The organism is Flavobacterium sp. (assembly GCF_044348915.1).
In the GTDB taxonomy this organism is placed as follows: domain Bacteria; phylum Bacteroidota; class Bacteroidia; order Flavobacteriales; family Flavobacteriaceae; genus Flavobacterium.
The window spans coordinates 12,906-35,859 of the sequence record NZ_JBIKRX010000005.1 but is presented as its reverse complement, the minus strand read 5'-3'; the positions used below and the strand labels follow the sequence as shown (position 1 = coordinate 35,859).

Sequence of the window (22,954 nt, the reverse complement as noted above, 5' to 3'; positions counted from 1 at the left end):
TATCAGTTATCGGTTATCAGTTATCGGTTATCAGTTATCGGTTATCGGTTATCAGTTATGGGTTATGGGTTTTCGGTTGTTGAATGATAGTTAAGAGAATAAAAAATATAATAACAAAAAAAATGAAAAGTTATAAAGATTTAGATATCTACAATTTAAGTTTGGCTTTGTTCTATAAAACACATACCATCTCTTTGAAATTACCTCAATACGAATTACATGAATTGGGTAGCCAAATAAGAAGATCTTCTGATTCTGTAGCTACCAATATTGTCGAAGGATATGGTAGAAAGCGATATAAACAAGATTTTATCAAGTTTCTGACTTATTCTCATGCGAGTAATTTAGATACTTTGTGCCATTTAGAAAAATTACAATTTTTATATCCTGACTTGTCAGATGAGTTTGAGGTACTTAAAAATGAGTATGATATTCTTGGAGCTAAACTATTTTCTTTTTTGCGTTATGTTGAGAATAATTGGAATAAATTTGAATAGAGATTGTCGGTTATCAATTATGGGTTTTCGGATAAGAAATGTCGTTAATGAACAGACAACAGACAACGGACAACAGACAACAGACAACAGACAACAGAAAACAGAAAACTATGAACTGGTATGTAGTGTACACCAAACCCAAATGGGAGAAAAAAGTAGCAGAACGGTTGAATGCCATTGGTGTTGTTGCTTATTGTCCGCTAATTACCAAAGAAAGTCAATGGTCTGACCGCAAAAAAATAGTCAGTGTGCCTTTGTTCAATTCGTATATTTTTGTTCAGATTGAAGAAAAAGGACGCAATCGGATTTTTGAGGTGGTTGGTGCGGTTCGTTATTTGTTTTGGCTGGGGAAACCTGCCGTAGTAAAAGATTCAGAAATTGAGACCATTAAAAATTGGCTTTCGGTTCCTGAAACTTATGATGTAGCTGTTGATCAATGGAAAAAAGGAGATAAAATTATTTTGGAATCAGGTCCTTTTTCGAGTCAGTCGGCGGTGATACAAGAAGTCAAAAAGAATCATTATATTTTGATTTTAGAATCTTTAGGTTGTGTGCTTAAAGTGAGTAAAAGAGAGATTTAATTTAATTATTTTTTTATTTTGTGGATAGAAATTGGGTGTTAAATGAAAGGATTGATTGCAATTGGTTTGTTTGTAATAAAATAGAGTAGAAAACTTCGTTTTATTTTTGAATTTTCAATTGGTCAAATTGCCTTCTTAAATCACCCATTATTTTTTTATTTACTATAAATTTGCAGGCGTTTCCCTTTTAGCAAGTTCTGTATGGGAGTTGCAAGGGCGAAGCCATGGAAAGTTAGAGGTGGGAAGTTGGAAGTACGAGGTACGAAGTTGTCCTTCGACAGGCTCAGGATGACAGTTTAGAGGTTGCCTTTTTTTATGTTGAAAAGTAAGGAACTGAAATTCCTTTATTAAAATATTATATTTACCATTTATTACCATTTTATTATGAGAAAAATAATTGCTGTCATTATATTAGGAATTGCCCTATTTCAAACGGGTGGCTTAAGAGCCCAAGATTTGCTAAAAGGATCCGATTTGAGCACTCTGAAAGTCGACTATATGTCGGATGGTGATATTGCTAAAATAAAAAGCCAATTACAGAGCAACAATACCACTATTGAGCAGGTGGAGCCTTTGGCTTTATCTAAAGGAATGTCAGCTGCGGAGTTTGCTAAATTAAAAGTTCGATTGAATACTGCGACGATGGCATCGCCTACCGGTGTTTCTAATGCCGATGTTTTTGACGAAAAGAAGGGAGCGCAAGGTCGTCAACAAGAAAAAATTGTCAACAATAAAGTAAAAGACACTTTGAATTCATTGGTTTTTGGCTCTGAATTGTTTGATAATCCGGATTTGAATTTTGAACCCAATTTGAAATTGGCTACTCCAGTAAACTATGTTTTAGGACCGGGGGATGAATTGCAGATCAGTGTTTATGGCGTTCAGGAATATAGTGCGAATATTCCCGTAACTACAGAAGGAAAAGTCAATATTCAGTATGTGGGACAAATTCCAGTTTCAGGAATGACTATAGAGGCTGCCACTCAAAAAATCAGAGGGGCTATAGCCAGGGTGTACAGTACTGTGGCTTCCGGTCAATCGCAGGTGGGCATTAGTTTGAGTCGTATTCGCACCATAAAAGTGACTATTATAGGTAGTAAACAGCCTGGAAATTATTCTATTTCTTCTTTGGCAACAGTTTACAATGCTTTGTTTTTAGGGGGAGGACCTGGAAAGAATGGCAGTTATCGTAATATAGAATTGTTGAGAAACAACAAATTGTATAAAAAAATAGATATCTATAATTTTTTAGTCAATGGGAATCAAGCTGATAATGTAGGGTTGAAAGATAATGATGTGATTCGGATTCCAGCGTATACACAAAGAGTTACTGTAGAAGGGCAAGTAAAACGGCCAGGTATTTTCGAAATGAAATCGGGCGAGACCTTCAAGGATTTATTGGGATTTGCTTCTGGGTTTAATGAGTTTGCGTATACCGCTTCGGTAAATGTTTTGCAGAAAACGGGTAAAGAATTTAAAGTAAAAGATATTAAATCTACAGAATTTGGCAGCTACAGACCGCTTTCAGGGGATGTTTTCCGGATTTCTAAGATTTTAAACCGATTTGAGAATCGTATCAAAATAGATGGAGCTGTTTTTAGACCCAATGTTTATTCTTTTTATGAGGGCATGCGCATTTCTGATTTGATTAAGCAAGCGGACGGATTGAAAGAAGATGCTTATACAAGCAGGGCTACGATAGTTAGGACTAAATCCGATTTGACTACTGAGGTGACCAATGTAAATTTAGATTTGGCCATGGGAGGAGATGTTGCTGCTGATATTTATTTGAAAAAAGAAGATGTCGTGACTGTGTATTCGATTTTAGATTTCAAAGAAGATTATAAAATCACCATTGATGGAGAGATAAAAAAACCAGGAGTTTACGAGTATCACGAGAATCTGACTTTGAATGATTTATTGGTTCAAGCAGGGGGATTAACAGGTTCGGCTTCGAAAAGAGTGGAGGTTGCCCGCATGATAACATCAGATGCAATCGATAATGCCAATCCGAGTCGCGTACAACTGTTTAATTTGGAGATTTTTGCTGGAAATAATGAGCAAATCAAGAATTTTGTTTTAGCTCCTTTTGATGTTGTTAATATTCGCAGAATGGCCGTTTACGAAAAACCAGAGATGGTTACTGTGAGTGGTGCCGTAAATTATACCGGTAAATATGTTTTGGCCAATAAAAAAGAAAAAATATATGATGTCATTCAGCGCGCTGGAGGTTTAACGGCTGTAGCCAATGTGGATGGTGTAAAAATTAAACGACCTATTCAGGCAAAGCAAATTGAAGACTTGGAAAATATTAATCTGAATTTAGGCAAAAAAGACTCCATTCAAGATAAATTGACTAAGAAATTGAGAGGGGATTTGAAATATGCTACTATCCCGGTAGATTGGAAATCGATAGTTAAAGATCCTACAGATAAGACGAATGTTACCTTATTTCCAGGAGATGAAATTGAAGTTTCGGTTTACAACGAAAGCGTAAAAGTTACAGGAAATGTTCTTTTGACATCAGAAATTCCGTATAGCAGAGGTAAAGGATTTAGTTATTACTTAGGGGCTGTAGGAGGTACTGATGCCAAAGGCTGGAAGAAAAAAGCCTATATTATATACCCCAATGGAAAGGCGGCAGTTTCGAGTTCTTTCTTTTTCATACGCTCGTATCCCAAGGTTTTGCCAGGTTCACAGATTGTAGTGCCAGAAAAGCCAGAGACTAGAAAAATGAGTACGGGAGAATGGGTAAGTATTGGTAGTGTGATAACGAGTTTAGCTTTATTGATAGTGACCTCGTTTAAGTAGAACTTATTTTAATTGAATTAATAAGTTAAAAATAAATCAAAGCGTTTTCGAATGACAACAAAAGAACCGATGGTTAAGGACGAGATTTCGTTAAAAGAACTTATAGAAAAGGGAAAAGACTGGTATGACTATTTTCTATCGCAATGGAAGATTATTGTGATAGCTGGGTTTATTGGAGCTGTTCTCGGTTTGGGCTATTCCTTTATGAAAAAACCAACCTACACAGCTACTTTGACTTTTGCCTTAGAGAATGAAAAATCGGGTGGCTCAGGTGGAATATTATCATTAGCTAGTCAGTTTGGTCTAGATCTTGGAGGTTCTGGCGGTGGTATTTTTGAAGGAGCTAATTTGATGGAGTTATTTAAATCAAGAACCATGATAGAACAGGCATTATTGAAACCAGTATTCTATAAAGGTGATACTATTTCACTAGCAGAGATGTATATTCAAAATAATGAATGGAGAAAATCTTGGAATAAGAAACCAAAATTAGCTAAAATTCAGTTTCTTCCAAGGTCAAAAAGGAAATATTTTACGCGAATACATGATAGTATTTTGGGGGTAATTTCATCCAATTTGTCAAGATTTAATTTAGCCGTAGCTCAAAAGGATAAAAAATTATCCATTATTACCATGGATGTAATTTCATCAAATGAGTTGTTTTCCTTGTATTTTTGTGAAAACCTGGCCAGGCAAGTTGGGCAATTTTATATCGCAACCAAGAGTAAAAAGGCTAGGGCTAATCTAGAAATATTACAAAGACAAACCGATTCTATTAGAGGAGAGCTTAATTATGCAATTGCAGGTGTGGCATCTGCCAATGATAATACGTTTAATTTAAATCCAGCCTTAAATATACGTCGAGTACCTTCTGCCAAAAAGCAAGTAGATGTTCAAGCGAATACCGCTATTTTGACAGAGTTAGTGAAACAAAGTGAATTGGCAAAAGTTGCACTAAGAAGAGAAACACCTTTGATTCAAGTTTTAGATAAGCCGATATTACCATTGGCAAAAGAGCGATTAGGTAAGATGAAAGGTATTGTACTAGGAGGTTTTGTCGCAGGGTTTTTAATTATTTTTGTCGTGATAATGAAGCGACTACTGCTCAATTTTAAGTGAAAATTAAGTTTTGCGGTATAACGAATATGATGAAAAGTAATAATTAAAAATGATTTATAATTATTACTTAGTTATTTTGTCTGCTTGGCAATAATTTAGTGTTTCAAAAATAATCTAATTCATTATGAAGAAATCAATTACTCTAGTACTACTAATAATAAGTTATTCAATTTCATCTAAGACTATTTTAAGTATTAAAGGAAGCCATAACAATAAGTTTCAAATAAGTAGTAGTGTTTTAGATTCTGAATTCAAAAAATGTTTTTTAAAGCAGTCGGTAAAATCAAAAAATGAAAATACTACATTATTATTTGGTACTGCAGAATTTCTAAATTATTACCCCGATTTTCTTCAGATTAAAAACTTGCAATTTTGCTATGGATCAGAAGTTACTATAAAAAATATAAGATATATAAAATCTAATGAAGATTTATCATTAGCCAAAAGGAAAGGGGATGTTTTATTTGGTATTTTAGATCAGTACATAGGGGAAGAGATAGTGCTTTCTAAAATAGATTATGTGCCTTTTGTAGATGGAATCATTTATTTTCAATTAGGAACAGAATTTTTTAAAAGACAGTATGAAGTAATCGATTCAAGATGGTTTGGATTTGTATCCGATTTAGTATTAGACAAAAACAACAACTATGTTTCAGGAACTGACAATTCTGAAAAATTTATTAATCTTCTCGCCCATTCGGGTAATATAAAATTTTCAAAAGGGAATTATTTTTTTAATAATAATGGTTTTAAAATTAAATCCAATACTAATGTAGATTTAGATAATAGTGTTCTGAAGTATAGAGCCACCCAAATTTACCTTCCTTTTTTGTTAATAGGAGGAGAATCTTTTATAACTGAGAACATCAATTTGTCCAATGGAATAATTTTGGGAAGTAAAAATGAATTTTCTACAGTTACAGAATTTATGCATGGCATTAATATAATGAGGGCTAGAAATGTTAAAATTAAAGATATTCAATCTAATTTGAATAAAGGTGATGGATTGTTTATTGGAATGAATAATGAAGTGGAAGAAAATAGAAGTAAGTTCATCGAAGTAACAGATTGTATTTTTGATAGAAATCATAGACAAGGATGCTCTATCGTTAGTGGACAAAATATTACATTTACCAATACTAAATTTACCAATACTAAGGGTACAGCGCCTCAATCAGGTGTTGACATTGAAACAGATAATCAAATAAATGGTATTCGTAATCTATGCTTTAATATTAAATTTTTTAATTGTGAATTTTCGGGTAATGCATCTATTGGGGCTATGGTTAATGGAATTATAAATAATGCAGCAAATGCAGAAGACATATCAAATATTGAATTTAGTAATTCGGTTTTTAAAGATAATTTAGATGCTGGAATTGGATTTAGAGCATGTAATAATGTTATAATAGATAACTGTAATGTTTATGCAGTTGAAAATGGTATTGTTTTTTCTGAAGCTAGTTACAAAAATATTACTATCAAAAACACTAAAGTAATAGGGAATAAATCTGGTATAGGTATTTATATTTTAAAGAATACTTCTAATTATGTATCAGAATCAATTAAAATTGATAATTGTGAAGTGTATAATTTTGGTCGTTATGGAGTTCTTGTTGAGGAAAAATCATCTACATTTTTAAAAAATTTCATGTTTACTAATAATTACGTACATAATAATTATAATAATATACATATTCAAAAAGGAGTTGTAAATGCCTACTATTCTGGTAATAAGTCAACTAATGTTGGACTTGATGTTGATAATGTCAAATATCCGGGATGGACTTTTGGTTGGGAATTCTCAAAAAGAGATGATGCCGCTACTCGAAAAGATTCAGATGAAAAATAATTTTAGACAGAATTAGTAATTGTATGAACTACTAACTAACTTGAAAAATTATTTTGTTAAATTTTTTTTAAAACAGCAGTTCATTTCAAACGTTACTTATTATTTTTTTTGTAAGATTTTTAACATTTTATAATTATTTGAGGATGGATTCTTAAGTATATTAATAGATTTATGCAAATTAACCATAAAGATTTGTTTTGGAATTATGGGGCAACTTTTTTAAAAATTGCTTCTTCTGTGATTTTACTTCCCTTGATTTTAAGAAGAATGCCTACTGAAATGGTAGGGATTTGGTCTATTTTTATGACCATTACAGCCTTTGCTTCCTTACTTGATTTCGGTTTTAATCCTTCTTTTGCCAGAAACATTACCTATGTTTTTAGTGGTGTTAATAATCTCAACACAAAAGGCTATGAAAGGGTGTATTCTACTACTTTTCAAACTGTCGATTATGGTTTGTTGAAAGGAGTTATTAGCGCAATGCAATGGTTTTATTTTAGAATGGCATTTTTGTTGTTTTTAATACTTTCCACTTTTGGAACTTATTATATTTATTTTATTTTAGAAAATTATAAGGGGGATGTTACGGAAATATATATTGCTTGGACTATTTTATGTTTAATCAACACGTATAATATTTTTTCACTTTATTATGATTCATTACTTCAAGGAAAAGGCTTAGTAAAAAAATCAAAGCAAATTGTGATAATTGGATATTTAGTATATTTAGTTATGGCTTCTTTTTTGATATTTCAGGGATATGGTATTGTTGCGATTGTTTCGGCACAGGCCTCGTCCGTCATTATTATCAGATGGTTGTCCTATAAATTTTTTTTTACAGAAGAAATCAAACAAAAACTAGCCGTCGCTGTAGCCAGAGACAAGGAGGAGGTTTTGAAGGCTATCTATCCAAATGCTTTAAAGATTGGCTTAACTTCATTTGGAGGTTTTATTGTTCAAAGATCCGCGCTTATTATTGGTTCACTATATTTAACACTAAACGAAATAGCGACTTATGGGATTAGTATGCAACTAATAGCTGTAATTACGGGTCTTGCTGGAATTTATGCAGCAACATTTCAACCTAAGATTGTTCAATTACGTGTGGAGAATGATTTACAACAGATTAAGAAAATTTACGTTTTGGGTCAAATTTTTCTTCTGTCTACCTTTTTAGTGGGAGGATTATTGTTGATTTTTTTTGGAGAATGGGGAATAGGCTTAATAGGGAGTCAAACTGTTTTAATGAATAAAAGTTTAATAATTTTTGCTGTTCTAGTTTCCTTTTTAGAATGCAACCATTCTATAGCAGGAAATATGATACTTACTAAAAATGAAGTTCCTTTTTTTAAAGCTTCCTTATTTTCTGCTTTAGCAACAATAATTTTGTTATTTATTTTTTTTAATTTTTTTGATATTAGAATTGCATCAATGATAGCTGCTCCAGCAATCGCCCAAGGAGTGTATCAAAACTGGAAGTGGCCAATTGTTGTAAAAAATGACTTAGGAATAAAATTTTTAGACTTTTTTAAAATTTGAATTAGTTCATGCAGCAATTTTCTTCAATTAATTTAAGAAGTTTTTTTTTAGCTTTAGTTCCAGTATTTGGAATTTATTTAGTGCTTCCTGGTTTTACTTTAGATATAATTATTCTATTAATTTTATTTATTTCTGATTTATTATTCAAAAGAAAAATAGTTTTCAATTACAAAATAATTTTACTTTTTTCCGTATTGTTTTTTTGTAATTTTTTTTCGTTTATATTTTCTAGGACAAGTATTCAAAGTATTTTTATTAACAATTCAATACAGATGATATTTTTTGCTGTATTATTATGTTATTTTATTCAGCAAGAAGTAAATTCTGTATTTATCAAGACATTACATATTTTAGGGGTTTTTGCTTCTGTATTTGTACTCTTTCAATTCGTTGCCTTTTGGGTATTTAATCAATCAATTACATTATTTTTACCATTAAACACAAGTGTAGAAGATTTAGATCTCCTTATTTCAATAAGTTACGGTCGTCCTAATTCCATATTTTTAGAGCCTGCACATTTCGCAATATTTATTTTACCTCTTTTATACAATTCATTAGTTGAAAAAAAGTATTCTCTTACTGCAATTTATTTATTGGGATTGATATTCTCTACTAGTACTACTGGTTTTGCTATTTTAATTGTAATCTTAGTATATCACTTTGTCTTTCAAATGCGCAATCTAAAATTTTTATTATTATTAGCAGTTTTATCTGTGCCTTTCTTTTTCTTATCGGACTTTTATGATTTATTATTTAGTAGTAATTTAGATAAATTAGGAGCTGACTCTATAGAAGACAATAATCGGCTTTTTGGAAATTTCCCGTTGATTTTTAAGATGGATATTTTTAATTGGTTTTTTGGATTAGGGCATAATCAAATGTCTAATTTTTTTTCAAACTATGGGATATTTGTTGGGAATTATTCCAATTCTTATTTAATGATTTTTTTTTCATTTGGTTTAATTGGTTTTTTAAGTTTGATTATCTACGTAGTTGATTTATATAAGTTAAATATTAATAAGGGGTATTTTATTGTTTTTTTATTAGTTCTATTAAGTGACCAAATATTATTTAATAGAAATTTTTTTTATTTAGTTTCTTGTATATACTTTATTAGAAATACTAATTTAGATGCAAGTACTAATCAATATAGTTTGAAAGTTTTCACTAGAGAGGATGATCTTCAAGCTTAAGCTAATGAAATGATTTTAATTTTTAATTTCTAGAAAAAATTGAAAACTTCTTAATTTGCTATAAATTCTGCAGGGTTACATCCTTTTATGATTACTATTTCAATCATTTTTTAGCAAGTTATATACTATGTTGTTATTTTTTAGATTGAATTTTGTTTTTAAATTAGATTTTTAAAATGGATGTTTCAATAATTATTGTAAATTTTAATACGTGTGAGCTGACTCTAAAATGTATTGAGTCTATTTATTCATTTACAAAACAAAATTCTTTTGAGATAATTCTTGTTGATAATAATTCTTCTGATAATTCAGTTGAAATGATTTCAAAAAGATTTCCTGAAGTCAAATTGATTCTAAATGAAGAAAATATTGGTTTTGGACGAGGTAATAATAAGGGTAATAAAATTGCAAAAGGAGAATTTGTTTTTTTATTGAATTCGGATGCTTATTTAATTTCAGATGCTATTCATGTTTTTTTTGAGTTCATGAAAAATCATAAAAATTCAAAGGTAGCTGTTGTTGGGGGGGAATTACTAAGTGGTCAAGATTTTGAGACGGTTTCTTACGGTAATTTACCATCTGTAATGGAATATTTCAGTTATTTAGGATTTAAACATATATATAAAAACTATTTTATTCAAAAATTAGCAAGTGGTATTGTTAATAAGGACTCTACTCACAAAGTAGTAGGATATGTTAACGGAGCTGATATGTTTATTAGAAAAGAAATTTTTGATCGTTTAGGGGGGTTTGATGAAGAATTTTTTTTGTATTTCGAAGAAACTGAATTGTCTTATCGAGTAAGGAAACTTGGATATGTTTCAATGGTTATTCCAGAAGTTACAATAATTCATTTGGTTAGCTTTTATAGGGACACTTTTAGTAAATACAATTATGATAAATTAAAAATTTATTCAAAAAGTAGATTTTTATATTTTAAAAAAACTTCGGGGTATACAGCCTCAATTTTTACCAATATTATTGCATCTTTATTATTTGTTATTCAGGGTGTTATGGGGAAAGATAAGGATAACTTTTTAAGGAAGGCTTGGATTAGTCTTACTACTTTTAGTTAACCATTTAAGATTTACATATATTATTTTATTTAAAGATGATGACATCGGCCGAGTTTTTGGAGTTTGAAAAAATTATAATTTTTGATAATGTTATAATTGGAAATAATCATTTGGTAATTAATTCTGGGATAATAAATACTGCACAAAAAGTATTAGAAGAGGATTCGAAACAAAAAGAGATTCTGTTTATCGGAGATTGTTCGCATACAAATATTTTATCTGAAATAATTAGTAATTTCCAAAACATAAAAGTATCGTTTAGGTCAATCAAAGTTATTAATCCAGGCAAAACTTTTTTTCAAAAACTAATCTCGTGGTTTAAAAAATTATATTTTGACAGGAAAAACTTACTAGAATTAATAAGGCTATTTAAAGAAGATAAGTCCTCATTGCTGATTATCAGCTTGATTTCATTTAATTTATTTTGTTTTTTTACTAAAATAAAAAAAAATAATAGCCAGCAAATCTTGGTATTATTGCATGGTGAAGTTGAATATTTATTTCAAAAAACTAGTTTGTTTAAAAACAAATTAAATTCTTTTTTTTTAAGTAAAGCATTATGCAATTTACCTCAAAATACCAAATTAATTGTTTTTAGCGATTTGATAAAAAATGCTTTAATTCAAAGATTTGATTTTAACGGCAATCAAGTTATCGTTATCAACCATCCTATTAAAAATTTCACCCGTGAAGATATGCGAGTTTCAAATTGTGTTACATTTTCCCATTTAGGTGTAGCAAATAGGAGAAAAAATTCTGAATTAATTTTTAAACTTTCAAAATCAATGGCTTCAAATATAGAAAATGGTAGTTGTAGGTTTTCAATAATTGGTAGAATAGAAGAAAGAGAAATAAGCAATTTAGACGCAAATGTTGTTCTTGAGGCAAATTGTAATAAATCTTTAACAAATGATTTGTATTGGGAACTTATTTCTAAAATAGATTATTCATTGATTTTTTTGACAGATGACGAATATGTTTATAGAGTAAGTGGTTCCCTATTGGATTCAATACAATTTCAAATCCCTATAATTGCTTTAAAACAAGGTTTTATATCTGAATTATTTGACAAAGGAGGCGATATTGGTTTTCTTTGCAAAGATTTTGATGAAATGGTAACAGTAGTGCGGCAAATCAGTCTGAAGAACCCCAAATTTATTGAAAGATATTCAACACAAGTATCAAATTTAAAACGGTTGTCAGAAAAGTATCATTTTGAAAATGCAGCCTTGATTATAAAAGCAAAATTAGCACATTCAACATAATAATTTCAACAATATAAAATTATTTAAAAGATAATTCTACAAATTATAAATTCTTTTGGAGCGGCGTTGAATAAGGGGGGCAAACTATTTTTTAGAATAATCGAAAATAAACAAGAATCATTTGTTAAAAAAAGCCTTTTAAAAAACTATTTTCGATAGGTTTTTGTGCAAATCAAAATATAGGTTTCGGAATTCCAATTGAAAAATAGTTGTTTACTAATTTAACAGAGGGATAACTTTCGCAAGTGGTTTTAAATTTCATTTTTGAGCAATAAATTTTTAGTTCTGACTTGGAATCTATAATCATTTATGATCATATTGCAAAAAGCATAGAAAATAACTTTGAGTTTTGGGCTATTTGTAGTTTTCAAAAATGGTATAGACTATCCAAATAAAATGATAATTAAGATAAAATGATAAATAGTATTGCCTTTTTTTTGATTTTAGTGTATATATATATAATTTCAAAAAAGTATTATTCAAAGTGTAGTCTGGAGCAAAAAGTTATCTTTTTAGTACTTTTTTTTATTCATTTTAGTACAATGATTTTGGCATATTGTGATGATATTATAGATGCCAATGTCTTTTATGAAAAAGCTAAAGTGGCAGATTCCTGGTTTTCTATTTTCGGCTTAGGTAGTCAATTTATGTCGTTTTTAATATATCCTTTAGTTGTAATGGGCGCCTCAAAATTGTTGCTTTATTTTCTTTTTTCTAGTTTAAGTTTTCAAGCTTTTATTTGGTATTTTGAAAACATGGAAGATAGTTTTTCTTCCCCAGGAAATCCAATTATAACTCGTATAGCTCAACTGTTTTTTCTATTGCCATCTTTTCATTATTGGTCAGGATTTGCAGGAAAAGACGCGTTGGTTTTTTTTATTATGACGTATTTGTTTTTTGAAGTTAAGAACAACAAAACATTAAATTTTTTTCATTGTATAGCGTTGATTTTGTTTCTTCTGCTTAGGCCTCATGTTTTTTTAATGTACGGCTTGGCTTTTTTCTTATATTTTTTATTTGTTAAAAAAACTGAAAGAGCGATGAAATTTAAACTATTAGTAAGTGCATCCTTGTTTGTATGTGTTTTTTTACCAATTATAATGCGTTTTCTAAGGATAGATGGACTTAGTTTAGAATTGTTAATAGAATTTTGGCAGAAATTGAATTTATACTCAAATAGCGTTAGCAATGGTATAGATATAAGCAAGACAAATATTTTCGAAAGAATTGGCTTGCTTTTGTTTAGACCTATGTTTTTTGATGCGTCAACATTTTATCAATATATGGTTTCTATTGAGAATAGTTTGGTATTACTACTTTTGTTATTTTCAGTTTATTATTTATTCATATTATGTACTAAAATAAATATTACAAAGGATGTGAAATTAGCAACCTTAATCGGATTGTTTATAATGGTAATGATAGCTAGCTATATATATAATTTAGGTTTGGCTAGTAGAATGCGATTGATGTTTCTGCCGTTTATCCTATATGCAATACATCAAACACTCTTTTACAGTTTTACTAAAAAGATTTTTTTAAATTAGCTATAAAAAGAGATAATGAGAGTATTGCAAATCATAAATTCCCTTGGTACAGGCGGTGCCGAAAAACTGCTTCTTGATACGATTCCTATATATCGAAAAAGGGGTATTCAAATGGATGTACTATTGTTTTGGGACAATAATCATGAGTTTACAAAAGCATTGAAAGAATTAAAATGTTGTAAAGTTATAGTTCTTAACGAATCTTTAAATTACAAGGACATCTATTCCATTTCGAATGTTTTTAAATTGAAAGATTATCTGAAAGATTATGAGGTTGCTCATGTTCACCTTTTTCCTGCTCAATATTACACCGTTCTTGCCAATTTAATGAATGGCAACATTTGCAAATTGATTTTTACAGAACACAGTACTTCCAATAGAAGAATCAGGAATAATTTTTTTCGTTTGCTGGATAAGGTATTTTATAAGGGATACCATAAAATAGTTTGTATTACAAAGGAAGTGCTTCATGTTCTATTAAATCATACCCAATTTAATTCTAATAGATTTATAATCATTAAAAATGGTGTGGATGTATCAAGAATTTTCGATTCAAAAAAACTTTCGATTAATGAAATTGACAGACAACATAAAATAGGAGATAAATATGTTATCCAAGTTTCCTCTTTTCATGAGCCCAAGGATCATTGGACATTGTTGCAAAGTTTAAAGTTTTTACCAACCAATATTAAATTGGTTATGGTAGGTGTAGGGAATTTACAAAATGATGTCCGAGAAAAAGCTATTAGAGAAGGATTTAATGATAGAGTTTTTTTTCTAGGGCAACGAATGGACGTGCCTCAATTGTTGAAAACTGCAGATATAGTTGTACTTTCATCAAAATATGAAGGTTTATCATTGTCCAGTATCGAAGGAATGGCATCCGGAAATCCTTTTATAGCTTCAGACGTTCCAGGACTATCCGAAATAGCAGGGGGGGCGGGTGTCTTGTTTGAATTTGGGAAAGCCGATGAATTGGCGTTTAAAATTAATGAATTATTAACTAATCCTGATTTGTATCAAAAGGTAGCTCAAGCTTGTCAGGAAAGAGCAAAGCAATACGATATAAAGCAAATGATTGATAAACATATAGAATTATACAAAAGTGTTTACGAAAATTAAAATCATTAGAACAGCAACTATTGCAATGTCTCTTGACTATCTTTTAAGGGGACAATTAAAGTATCTTAGTCAAGTATATGAAGTCGTAACAGTTTCTGGTCAAGACGAGCATCTGGTAAATGTCGCTCAAAGAGAAGGGGTACGCACCATTGATTTGGAGATGCAAAGACCGATCAGTCCGTTGAGAGATATAATTTCTTTATGGAGATTATATAGGCTGTTTAGAAAAGAACGCCCCTTAATAGTACATTCAATCACGCCAAAGGCTGGTTTGCTTAGTATGATTGCTGCCAAGATGGCATGTGTACCAATCAGAATGCATACATTTACAGGGTTAATATTCCCCACGCGAAAAGGGTTAATTAAGAATATTTTAATTTTGATGGATAAATTATTATGCAAATGTGCAACTAATATTTATCCAGAGGGACAAGGGGTTAAAAATGACTTATTGAAGTATAAAATAACTTCTAAAACATTGCATATTATTGCAAATGGTAATGTAAATGGAATTGATTTGGAGTATTTTTCTAAAAAAAACATTTCTGCCAATGAAAGTATTAAATTAAAATCAGATTTAGGCATCACAGAAAAGGATTTTGTATTCATTTTTATAGGTCGTTTAGTAGGAGACAAAGGAATCAATGAATTGGTAACCGCCTTCCAAAAAACAGAAAAAGAAAAGGTTGTCAAATTAGTATTAGTAGGTTTTCTGGAAGATGATATAGATCCACTTCGCCCAGAAACCAAGCTACAAATACAATCCAATTCAAACATTATAGCTGTTGGACATCAAGCCGATGTACGTCCGTACTTAGCCATTTCGGATGCATTGGTTTTTCCCAGTTACCGCGAAGGTTTTCCAAACGTTGTAATGCAAGCAGGAGCCATGGAGCTACCCAGTATAGTGACTGATATCAATGGATGTAACGAAATAATCATCGAAGGTGAAAATGGTTGGATAATACCCATAAAAGATTATAACGCAATTTATGATAGTATGAAAAAAATGATGGAGGATTCTCATTTAAGAGCTTACTTGAAGAATAATGCAAGGCCTATGATTGTTTCTCGATACAGTCAAGAAGTAGTTTGGAAAGCCTTATTGGCTGAATATCAAAAATTAGAAAAGAATGTATAAATATTTTCTTAAACCACTATTCGATTTTTTATGCAGTGCATTAGGATTATTCGTCCTAAGTCCGCTACTACTTTTTGTAATCATCGCTTTGTTTTTTGCCAATAATGGCAAACCTTTTTTTTATCAGATTCGACCGGGTAAAAACGGAAGATTATTTAAAATCATCAAGTTCAAAACCATGAATGATAAAAAGGATACGATGGGAAATTTGTTGTCTGATGGTCAAAGATTAACAAAAATTGGTAAATTGGTTCGCAAAACCTCCTTAGATGAAGTGCCGCAACTATTGAATGTAATCAAGGGAGATATGAGCCTCATAGGGCCAAGGCCATTATTGCCGGAATATTTGCCTTTATATGATTCATTGCAAGCAAGGCGGCACGAGCTGAAGCCCGGAATTACAGGTTGGGCACAAGTAAATGGAAGAAACGCAATTTCGTGGCAACAAAAATTTGAATATGACGTTTGGTATGTTGATAATATTAGTTTTTTGTTAGATTTAAAAATAGTACTTTTGACCGTTAAAAAAGTGTTTATGAGCGAAGGTATTAATGGCGTAGGACAAATTACAACAGAAGCTTTTAAAGGGAATTAATATGTATTTATTTGGAGCTGGTGGGCATTGCAAAGTGGTAATTGATATTATTGTAGCATCTGAAGTTCATACGATTGAAAGTGTTATTGATCATAATCCAAAATCAGATTGTATTTTTGATATTCCCATATTGCACTTTAATCAATTTGAGAATTTTGAAGAAAAGGAATTTATTGTTTCAATAGGCGATAACAAAAAACGCAAAAGGGTTGTTGCGCTTATCGAAGCAATTTTTGTAATAGCGATACATCCTTCATCAATTGTTTCACGATTTTCGGAGGTGTCGCCAGGAACAGTAGTAATGGCTGGAGCCATAATTAATGCGAATACTATAGTTGGGAAGCACTGTATTATCAATACAGGATCAATTATAGATCACGATTGCATTATTGAAGATTTTGTGCATGTTTCGCCCAATGTTTCAGTGGCTGGCAATGTGAAAATTGGCGAAGGAGCGCATCTAGGGATAGGGGTAACTATTATTCAGGGAATAACAATTGGTAAATGGGCAGTTCTTGGAGCTGGAGCCGTAATTATAGAGAATGTACCAGACTATGCAGTAGTGGTAGGTGTGCCTGGTAAAATAATAAAATTTAGTAACAAAAATGAATAAACCAAAAATATGGCTTTCTTCTCCCCATATGGGTGGAGGTGAACAAAAATTTGTACAGGAAGCATTTGACTCTAATTGGATAGCACCACTTGGGGCTAATGTCAATGGATTTGAAAAGGATTTGGAAACTTACCTTGGCGAAAATAGTTTTGTAGGTGCCTTAAGTTCTGGAACGGCCGCCGTTCATCTTGGGCTTATACTTTTAGGTGTACAAGCTGGCGACGAGGTTCTTTGTCAAAGTTTGACTTTTTCTGCTTCGGCCAATCCTATTTTATATTTGGGCGCCACTCCAGTTTTTGTGGATAGCGAATACGATACATGGAATATTTGTCCAATAGCTTTAGAAAATGCGATTAAAGACAGGATTGCAAACGGGAAGAAACCCAAAGTAATTGTTGCGGTCCATTTGTATGGGGTCCCCTATAAAATAGAGGAGGTGCGTGCAGTAGCGGATCGATATGAAATTCCTATTTTGGAAGACAGTGCAGAGGCCATTGGCAGCAGTTATAAGGGGCAAAAGTGTGGGACATTTGGCGAAATTGGTGTTTTATCCTTTAATGGAAATAAAGTGATTACCACTTCGGGAGGGGGTGCTATAATTACCCAAACCAAAGAATTAAAAGATAAAGCTTTGTTTTTTGCCACTCAATCCAGAGATAATGCGGTTCATTATCAGCACAGTGAAATAGGGTATAATTACCGTTTGAGTAATATTTGTGCCGGAATAGGACGTGGCCAAATGGAAGTATTGGATTCACGGGTGCAGGCTCGTAGGAGGATGCACGATTTTTATGTTGATTTATTCAAAGAAATTCCAGGGATTAGTGTTTTTACAGCTCCCAACGAAGATTATTTTGCCAATTATTGGTTGAGTTCCATTTTGATTGATTCCGAATTGACCAATGGAATTGATAGAGAAGCTGTACGATTGGCTTTTGAAGCTGAGAATATTGAATGTCGTCCGTTATGGAAACCCATGCATTTACAACCCATTTTTGAGAAATATCCTTATTACGGGACTGATGTGGCGGCCAATTTATTTGAAAACGGCTTGTGTTTGCCGTCGGGCTCTAATTTGACTGATGGGGATAGAGAAAGAATTAGAGCGGTAATACATCAATTGTTTTATGTATAGAATTAAAAAGGTTTAATAGAAAAAAAATGAAAGTTGAACAAACGTTTATACAAGACTTAGTAATAATTAATCCTACCGTATTTGAAGACTCAAGGGGCTATTTTTTTGAGGCCTATAATCAAATAAATTTTGAACAAAACGGAATTACATATCAGTTTGTACAAGACAATCAATCTTTTTCTAGAAGAGGAGTTATTCGTGGGTTGCATTTACAGGACAAGCCTTATGCTCAAGCGAAATTGGTTCGGGTTTTAGAAGGAGAAATTTTGGATGTGGCGGTAGATATGCGCAAAAACTCCCCAACTTTTGGAAATCACTTTAGTGTGGTCTTGAGTGCCGAGAACAAAAAACAACTGATGGTTCCACATGGTTTTGCACACGGTTTTTCGGTGTTGAGCGAAAAGGCATCTGTTTTATATAAAGTGGATCAAGTGTATCATAAAGAAAGCGAAAGGGGTATTCGTTATGATGATCCTGCATTAGGAATTGATTGGAAAATACGTCCTGAGGAAATAATTGTATCTGATAAGGATCTTATTTTACCCGATTTTGAAAACTGTAATACCCAATTTTAATGAAACACCCACGACCATGCTTCTTGATACCATCGGATATGATTATGGGTGTTCCATCTGACCTTTAAAAAAACAATAAAATAAACAGATGAAAAAAGTACTTGTTACCGGAGCCAATGGACAATTGGGTTCTGAAATCAAAGTATTGGCTGCACATTATCCTCAGTTCGATTTTATTTTTACTGATATTGAAGATTTTCCTTTAGACCAAGAAGAGGTAATCATTTCGAATTTCAAACAAATTGAGCCGGCTATTGTAATCAATTGTGCTGCTTATACAGCAGTAGATAAAGCGGAAACCGATTCGATTACTGCTGATAAAATTAATCATTTGGCCATAGCTACATTGGCTAGTTTGTCTTCCGATTCAGGAGCCAAACTAGTCCATATTTCAACTGATTATGTGTTTGATGGCAGTTCTCCTATCGCTTATACCGAAGAAGATCAACCCAACCCGAAAAGTGTTTATGGGGTTACCAAATTAGCCGGAGAAATAGCTTGTTTGAAAAATTGTCCTCAGAGTATTATTATTAGAACCGCTTGGGTTTATTCGGAATTTGGAAATAATTTTGTTAAAACGATGTTGCGGCTAATGACCGAAAGAGAGAGTTTGGGAGTAGTCAATGATCAAGTAGGTTCACCCACTTATGCGGCCGATTTGGCTCAGGTTATTTTAACTATTTTGGCTGGCCCTCACTGGGAGTCTGGTGTCTATCATTATTCGAATGCTGGGGAAATCAGTTGGTTTCAATTTGCGCAAGACATCAAGGAGATTGGACATAAAACCTGCGACATCAAAGGAATTCCCGCTTCAAGTTATCCAACTCCAGCCGAAAGGCCTGCTTATTCTTTACTGGACAAATCGAAGATCAAGAAAGTGTATGGGATTGAAGCTATTGATTATAAAGAGAGTTTGAGGATTATGATGGCGAAGTTGTTGAAAGATCAATAGCAATAACAATAGCAATAACAATAGCAATAACAATGCTTAAATGTTGAATCGGTTCATTGGTTAACTGAAAACTGAGAACCGAAAACCGAAAACCGAAAACCGAAAACTGAGAACCGAAAACCGAAAACCTATAACACTATGAAAGGAATTATTTTAGCCGGTGGATCCGGTACCCGTTTGCATCCTTTGACTTTGGCGATGAGCAAGCAGATGATGCCCGTATATGACAAACCTATGATCTATTATCCCCTGTCGACTTTGATGATGGCGGGGATTCATGAAATATTAATTATTTCGACCCCACACGATTTGCCTAATTTCGAAAAGTTATTAGGTGATGGTTCTTCTATAGGATGTCAGTTTAGTTATGCTGAACAGGCCATTCCCAATGGTTTGGCGCAAGCTTTTGTTATTGGTGCTGATTTCATTGGTACAGATAGTGTGGCTTTGGTCTTAGGAGATAATATCTTCTTTGGCGCCAATATGGGAGAGTTATTGCAATCGAATACCAATCCTACTGGAGGTGTCGTTTTTGCTTATCATGTTTCAGACCCAGAACGATATGGTGTGGTTGAATTTGACGAGAACAACAAGGCACTTTCGATTGAAGAGAAACCGTTAGAACCTAAATCGAATTTTGCCGTTCCAGGCTTGTATTTTTATGATAACTCGGTTGTGGAAATTGCCAAAAACATCCAGCCTAGTCCTCGAGGAGAATATGAAATTACCGATGTTAACAAAGTGTATCTAGAAAAGGGAGCTTTGAAAGTTGGAATTCTCAATAGGGGGACCGCTTGGTTAGACACGGGGACTTTCAATAGCTTGATGCAGGCGGGACAATTTGTTCAGGTGATAGAAGAACGTCAAGGACTAAAAATTGGATGTATAGAAGAAATCGCTTGGCGACAAGGTTTTATTAACTCTGATCAACTCAGATTACTTGCCGAACCACTTGTTAAATCCGGTTATGGAGATTATTTGCTACAGCTTTTAAAATATAAAAAATAAGATTAAATCCCGTTGCTACGGGATTTTTTGTTTTTAGGGTTTTTTGATTCTTTTTTTTGAGAGGAATGGCACAGTACTATTTATGTGATTTTCATTTCTTTTTTCGTTTGTACAACTTGCATCACAATTAGACTTGAATTGTGTAGTTTGTCCGCGTTTTTAGATTTTTATCTATTAAACTAAAATCATATCTTAATTATTGCTATCTTTGATTTCTTTAACATATTGGTTCGTTTTTAAAACGGTTTCAAATTAATTCTAAAGTGTTATTATTAGAATTCAGTTTTAATTTTGAATCAATGGTTGTTAGGAATGGTTTTTAAAAATACACCAGCACATGAATAATAAATACTTTATTTAAGATGGGAAAAGATAGTACAAAAAGTTATTTTTCACGAGACAATATAAGATTCAATATTCATAATTTAAGCTATTTGCCAAGGTGGATCATTATCTTGATCGATTTTTCCGTGTTGATTCTTTCCTTTTTTTTTACGTATTTGATTTTTGACGGCACAGGACTCGATTATATAGTGACCAAGCGGTACGGATTGTTCGTGAGTTCTTTGATGGGGATTAATTTGTTTTTCTTTTGGCTATTCAGAACATATGCCGGGATTATTAGACATTCGTCTTATATAGATGCTGTTAAACTGTTATTTTCTCAAACGGCGGTCTTGGTTTTCTTCTTGTTTTTTAATTTTTTGTTTGAATTGTATTTTCAGCAAAAAGCATTTTTGAATACCGCCTTTTTCATCAATATAGTCCTTTCTTTTTGTGGTTTGTTCTTGTATAGAGTGGTTGTTAAACAGACTTTTGAGCTTTATTTTGTCGAAAAAAATGATACAAAATTAATTAAAACCATTATTTACGGTACCGATGCAAATGCGATATCCATTGCGAACGCCTTAAAATTTGAAAGTCCTTCTCGTTTCAAAATTATTGGTTTTGTCGATAAAAACAATCAGAATGCTTCCAAACGAATGCTGGATTTGCCTATTTTGGTTTTACGTAAAAAACTGCCTGCATTGATGCGATCCATTGGTGCTGAGGGGATTGTGATTGCTGATAAAAGTTTGTCAAAAGAAGAACAAATTGCACTAATCGATCAATGTATTGAATTCAATTTTAAAGTGTTTTCTGTGCCCACGATTTTAGACTGGGAAGATCAAAAGGAAATATCTCAAAAGGTAAAAAACATTCAAATTGAAGATTTGTTAGAAAGAGATCCAATAGTTTTGGACACTATTTCTATTTGTAGTCAATTAAAAGGCAAAACCATTTTGATTACTGGTGCTGCAGGATCTATCGGAAGTGAAATAGTTAGGCAAATATTAAACTTTGAACCCAAAAAAGTAGTTATTTTGGATCAGGCCGAAACACCTCTGCATCATATAGGGTTAGAAGTGGAGACCATTAAGCGGAATGTTCATATTCACTCTATTATTGCTGACATTAGAGATAGATCGGCTATTGAAAGAGTGTTTAAGTTATTTAGACCTGATGTGGTGTACCATGCTGCTGCTTATAAACATGTGCCATTGATGGAGGAAAATCCATCGCAAGCTATTTTGACTAATGTAAATGGGACAAAGAATTTAGCTGATCTGTCTTGTGAATATGGGGTGAAAAAATTTGTGATGATTTCGACCGATAAGGCGGTTAACCCTAGTAATGTTATGGGTGCCAGTAAACGGATTGCCGAAAAGTATGTACAATCACTGCACTTAAAATACAGGAGTAAAGAGGATGTTTATGCCACAAAATTTATAACAACTCGTTTTGGGAATGTGTTAGGTTCTAATGGTTCGGTTGTTCCATTGTTTTCCAAACAAATTGCCGAAGGAGGCCCGTTGACTATTACACATCCCGATATTATTCGCTATTTTATGACCATTCCGGAAGCCTGTCAATTGGTTTTAGAAGCAGGTTCGATGGGTAACGGAGGCGAGATTTATATTTTTGATATGGGTAAACCGGTGAAAATTATCGATTTGGCCAAAAAGATGATTAAATTGGCTGGTTATGTACCGGAGCGTGATATAAAAATTAAAGTTGTCGGATTGAGACCGGGCGAAAAACTATACGAAGAATTACTTAATGATACTTCCAAAACATTGCCTACTCACCACGAAAAAATTATGATTGCTCAGGAAATTCAGGAAGAGTTTTTAGACTTGCATGTTAATATTCAAGAGCTGATCGGAATAGCTGCTTTTTTTGACAATGATGATATTGTTGCCAAAATGAAAAAGATACTCCCAGAGTTTATCAGTATGAATTCTACTTTTCAAGTATTGGATAAGTAGAATGAGGTACGAAGTACGAGTTTA

General features: G+C 32.3%; 19 protein-coding genes. All 19 read left to right on the top strand.

Going from position 1 to position 22,954, the window contains the following annotated elements:
* The first annotated feature begins 122 nt into the window (after nt 1–122).
* The gene (locus ACIQ1E_RS01720; protein ID WP_396168138.1) at nt 123–497 is read left to right on the top strand and encodes a four helix bundle protein; all 375 of its coding nucleotides are present in this window, start codon (nt 123–125) and stop codon (nt 495–497) included.
* A 47-nt stretch (nt 498–544) separates the two neighbouring features.
* Nucleotides 545–1,078, top strand: coding sequence for a UpxY family transcription antiterminator (locus tag ACIQ1E_RS01715; protein WP_396168136.1), 534 nt, complete (start codon nt 545–547; stop codon nt 1,076–1,078).
* 384 nt (nt 1,079–1,462) lie between these two features.
* Nucleotides 1,463–3,889, top strand: coding sequence for an SLBB domain-containing protein (locus ACIQ1E_RS01710; protein ID WP_396168134.1), 2,427 nt, complete (start codon nt 1,463–1,465; stop codon nt 3,887–3,889).
* 51 nt (nt 3,890–3,940) lie between these two features.
* Nucleotides 3,941–5,008: a lipopolysaccharide biosynthesis protein gene (locus ACIQ1E_RS01705; RefSeq protein WP_396168132.1), complete on the top strand. Its 1,068-nt coding sequence runs from the start codon at nt 3,941–3,943 to the stop codon at nt 5,006–5,008.
* Between the two features lie 124 nt (nt 5,009–5,132).
* The gene (locus ACIQ1E_RS01700; RefSeq protein ID WP_396168131.1) at nt 5,133–6,860 is read left to right on the top strand and encodes a right-handed parallel beta-helix repeat-containing protein; all 1,728 of its coding nucleotides are present in this window, start codon (nt 5,133–5,135) and stop codon (nt 6,858–6,860) included.
* A gap of 171 nt (nt 6,861–7,031) precedes the next feature.
* Nucleotides 7,032–8,399, top strand: coding sequence for an O-unit flippase-like protein (wzx, locus tag ACIQ1E_RS01695; protein WP_396168129.1), 1,368 nt, complete (start codon nt 7,032–7,034; stop codon nt 8,397–8,399).
* 8 nt (nt 8,400–8,407) lie between these two features.
* A complete protein-coding gene (locus ACIQ1E_RS01690) occupies nt 8,408–9,592 on the top strand; it encodes an O-antigen ligase family protein (protein ID WP_396168127.1) in 1,185 nt (394 codons plus the stop codon).
* A 176-nt stretch (nt 9,593–9,768) separates the two neighbouring features.
* Entirely contained in the window at nt 9,769–10,668 is a 900-nt protein-coding gene (locus tag ACIQ1E_RS01685) for a glycosyltransferase family 2 protein (RefSeq protein ID WP_396168125.1), read from the top strand.
* A gap of 35 nt (nt 10,669–10,703) precedes the next feature.
* Nucleotides 10,704–11,933 (top strand): hypothetical protein, encoded by a 1,230-nt coding sequence (locus tag ACIQ1E_RS01680; RefSeq protein ID WP_396168123.1) that lies wholly within the window; start codon nt 10,704–10,706, stop codon nt 11,931–11,933.
* A 413-nt stretch (nt 11,934–12,346) separates the two neighbouring features.
* Complete coding sequence (locus ACIQ1E_RS01675; protein WP_396168121.1) at nt 12,347–13,480, top strand: hypothetical protein; 1,134 nt, start codon at nt 12,347–12,349, stop codon at nt 13,478–13,480.
* A gap of 15 nt (nt 13,481–13,495) precedes the next feature.
* Nucleotides 13,496–14,602, top strand: a complete 1,107-nt coding sequence (locus ACIQ1E_RS01670; protein ID WP_396168119.1) for a glycosyltransferase — start codon at nt 13,496–13,498, stop codon at nt 14,600–14,602.
* Nucleotides 14,586–15,743 carry a glycosyltransferase family 4 protein gene (locus tag ACIQ1E_RS01665; RefSeq protein ID WP_396168118.1) on the top strand — a complete coding sequence of 386 codons (1,158 nt, stop codon included), beginning with the start codon at nt 14,586–14,588 and terminating at the stop codon, nt 15,741–15,743. Before ACIQ1E_RS01670 ends, ACIQ1E_RS01665 begins: the two co-directional genes overlap by 17 nt.
* Nucleotides 15,736–16,338, top strand: a complete 603-nt coding sequence (locus ACIQ1E_RS01660; RefSeq protein ID WP_396168116.1) for a sugar transferase — start codon at nt 15,736–15,738, stop codon at nt 16,336–16,338. Before ACIQ1E_RS01665 ends, ACIQ1E_RS01660 begins: the two co-directional genes overlap by 8 nt.
* A gap of 1 nt (nt 16,339) precedes the next feature.
* Complete coding sequence (locus ACIQ1E_RS01655; RefSeq protein WP_396168114.1) at nt 16,340–16,951, top strand: acetyltransferase; 612 nt, start codon at nt 16,340–16,342, stop codon at nt 16,949–16,951.
* Nucleotides 16,944–18,086: a DegT/DnrJ/EryC1/StrS family aminotransferase gene (locus ACIQ1E_RS01650; protein ID WP_396168112.1), complete on the top strand. Its 1,143-nt coding sequence runs from the start codon at nt 16,944–16,946 to the stop codon at nt 18,084–18,086. The genes ACIQ1E_RS01655 and ACIQ1E_RS01650 overlap by 8 nt, the downstream gene beginning before the upstream one ends.
* Before the next feature lie 26 nt (nt 18,087–18,112).
* A complete protein-coding gene (gene rfbC, locus ACIQ1E_RS01645) occupies nt 18,113–18,661 on the top strand; it encodes a dTDP-4-dehydrorhamnose 3,5-epimerase (protein WP_396168110.1) in 549 nt (182 codons plus the stop codon).
* A gap of 88 nt (nt 18,662–18,749) precedes the next feature.
* Entirely contained in the window at nt 18,750–19,613 is an 864-nt protein-coding gene (gene rfbD, locus ACIQ1E_RS01640; RefSeq protein WP_396168108.1) for a dTDP-4-dehydrorhamnose reductase, read from the top strand.
* A gap of 138 nt (nt 19,614–19,751) precedes the next feature.
* Entirely contained in the window at nt 19,752–20,621 is an 870-nt protein-coding gene (gene rfbA, locus ACIQ1E_RS01635; RefSeq protein WP_396168106.1) for a glucose-1-phosphate thymidylyltransferase RfbA, read from the top strand.
* 362 nt (nt 20,622–20,983) lie between these two features.
* Nucleotides 20,984–22,930 carry a polysaccharide biosynthesis protein gene (locus ACIQ1E_RS01630; RefSeq protein ID WP_396168105.1) on the top strand — a complete coding sequence of 649 codons (1,947 nt, stop codon included), beginning with the start codon at nt 20,984–20,986 and terminating at the stop codon, nt 22,928–22,930.
* Nucleotides 22,931–22,954 lie beyond the last annotated feature (24 nt).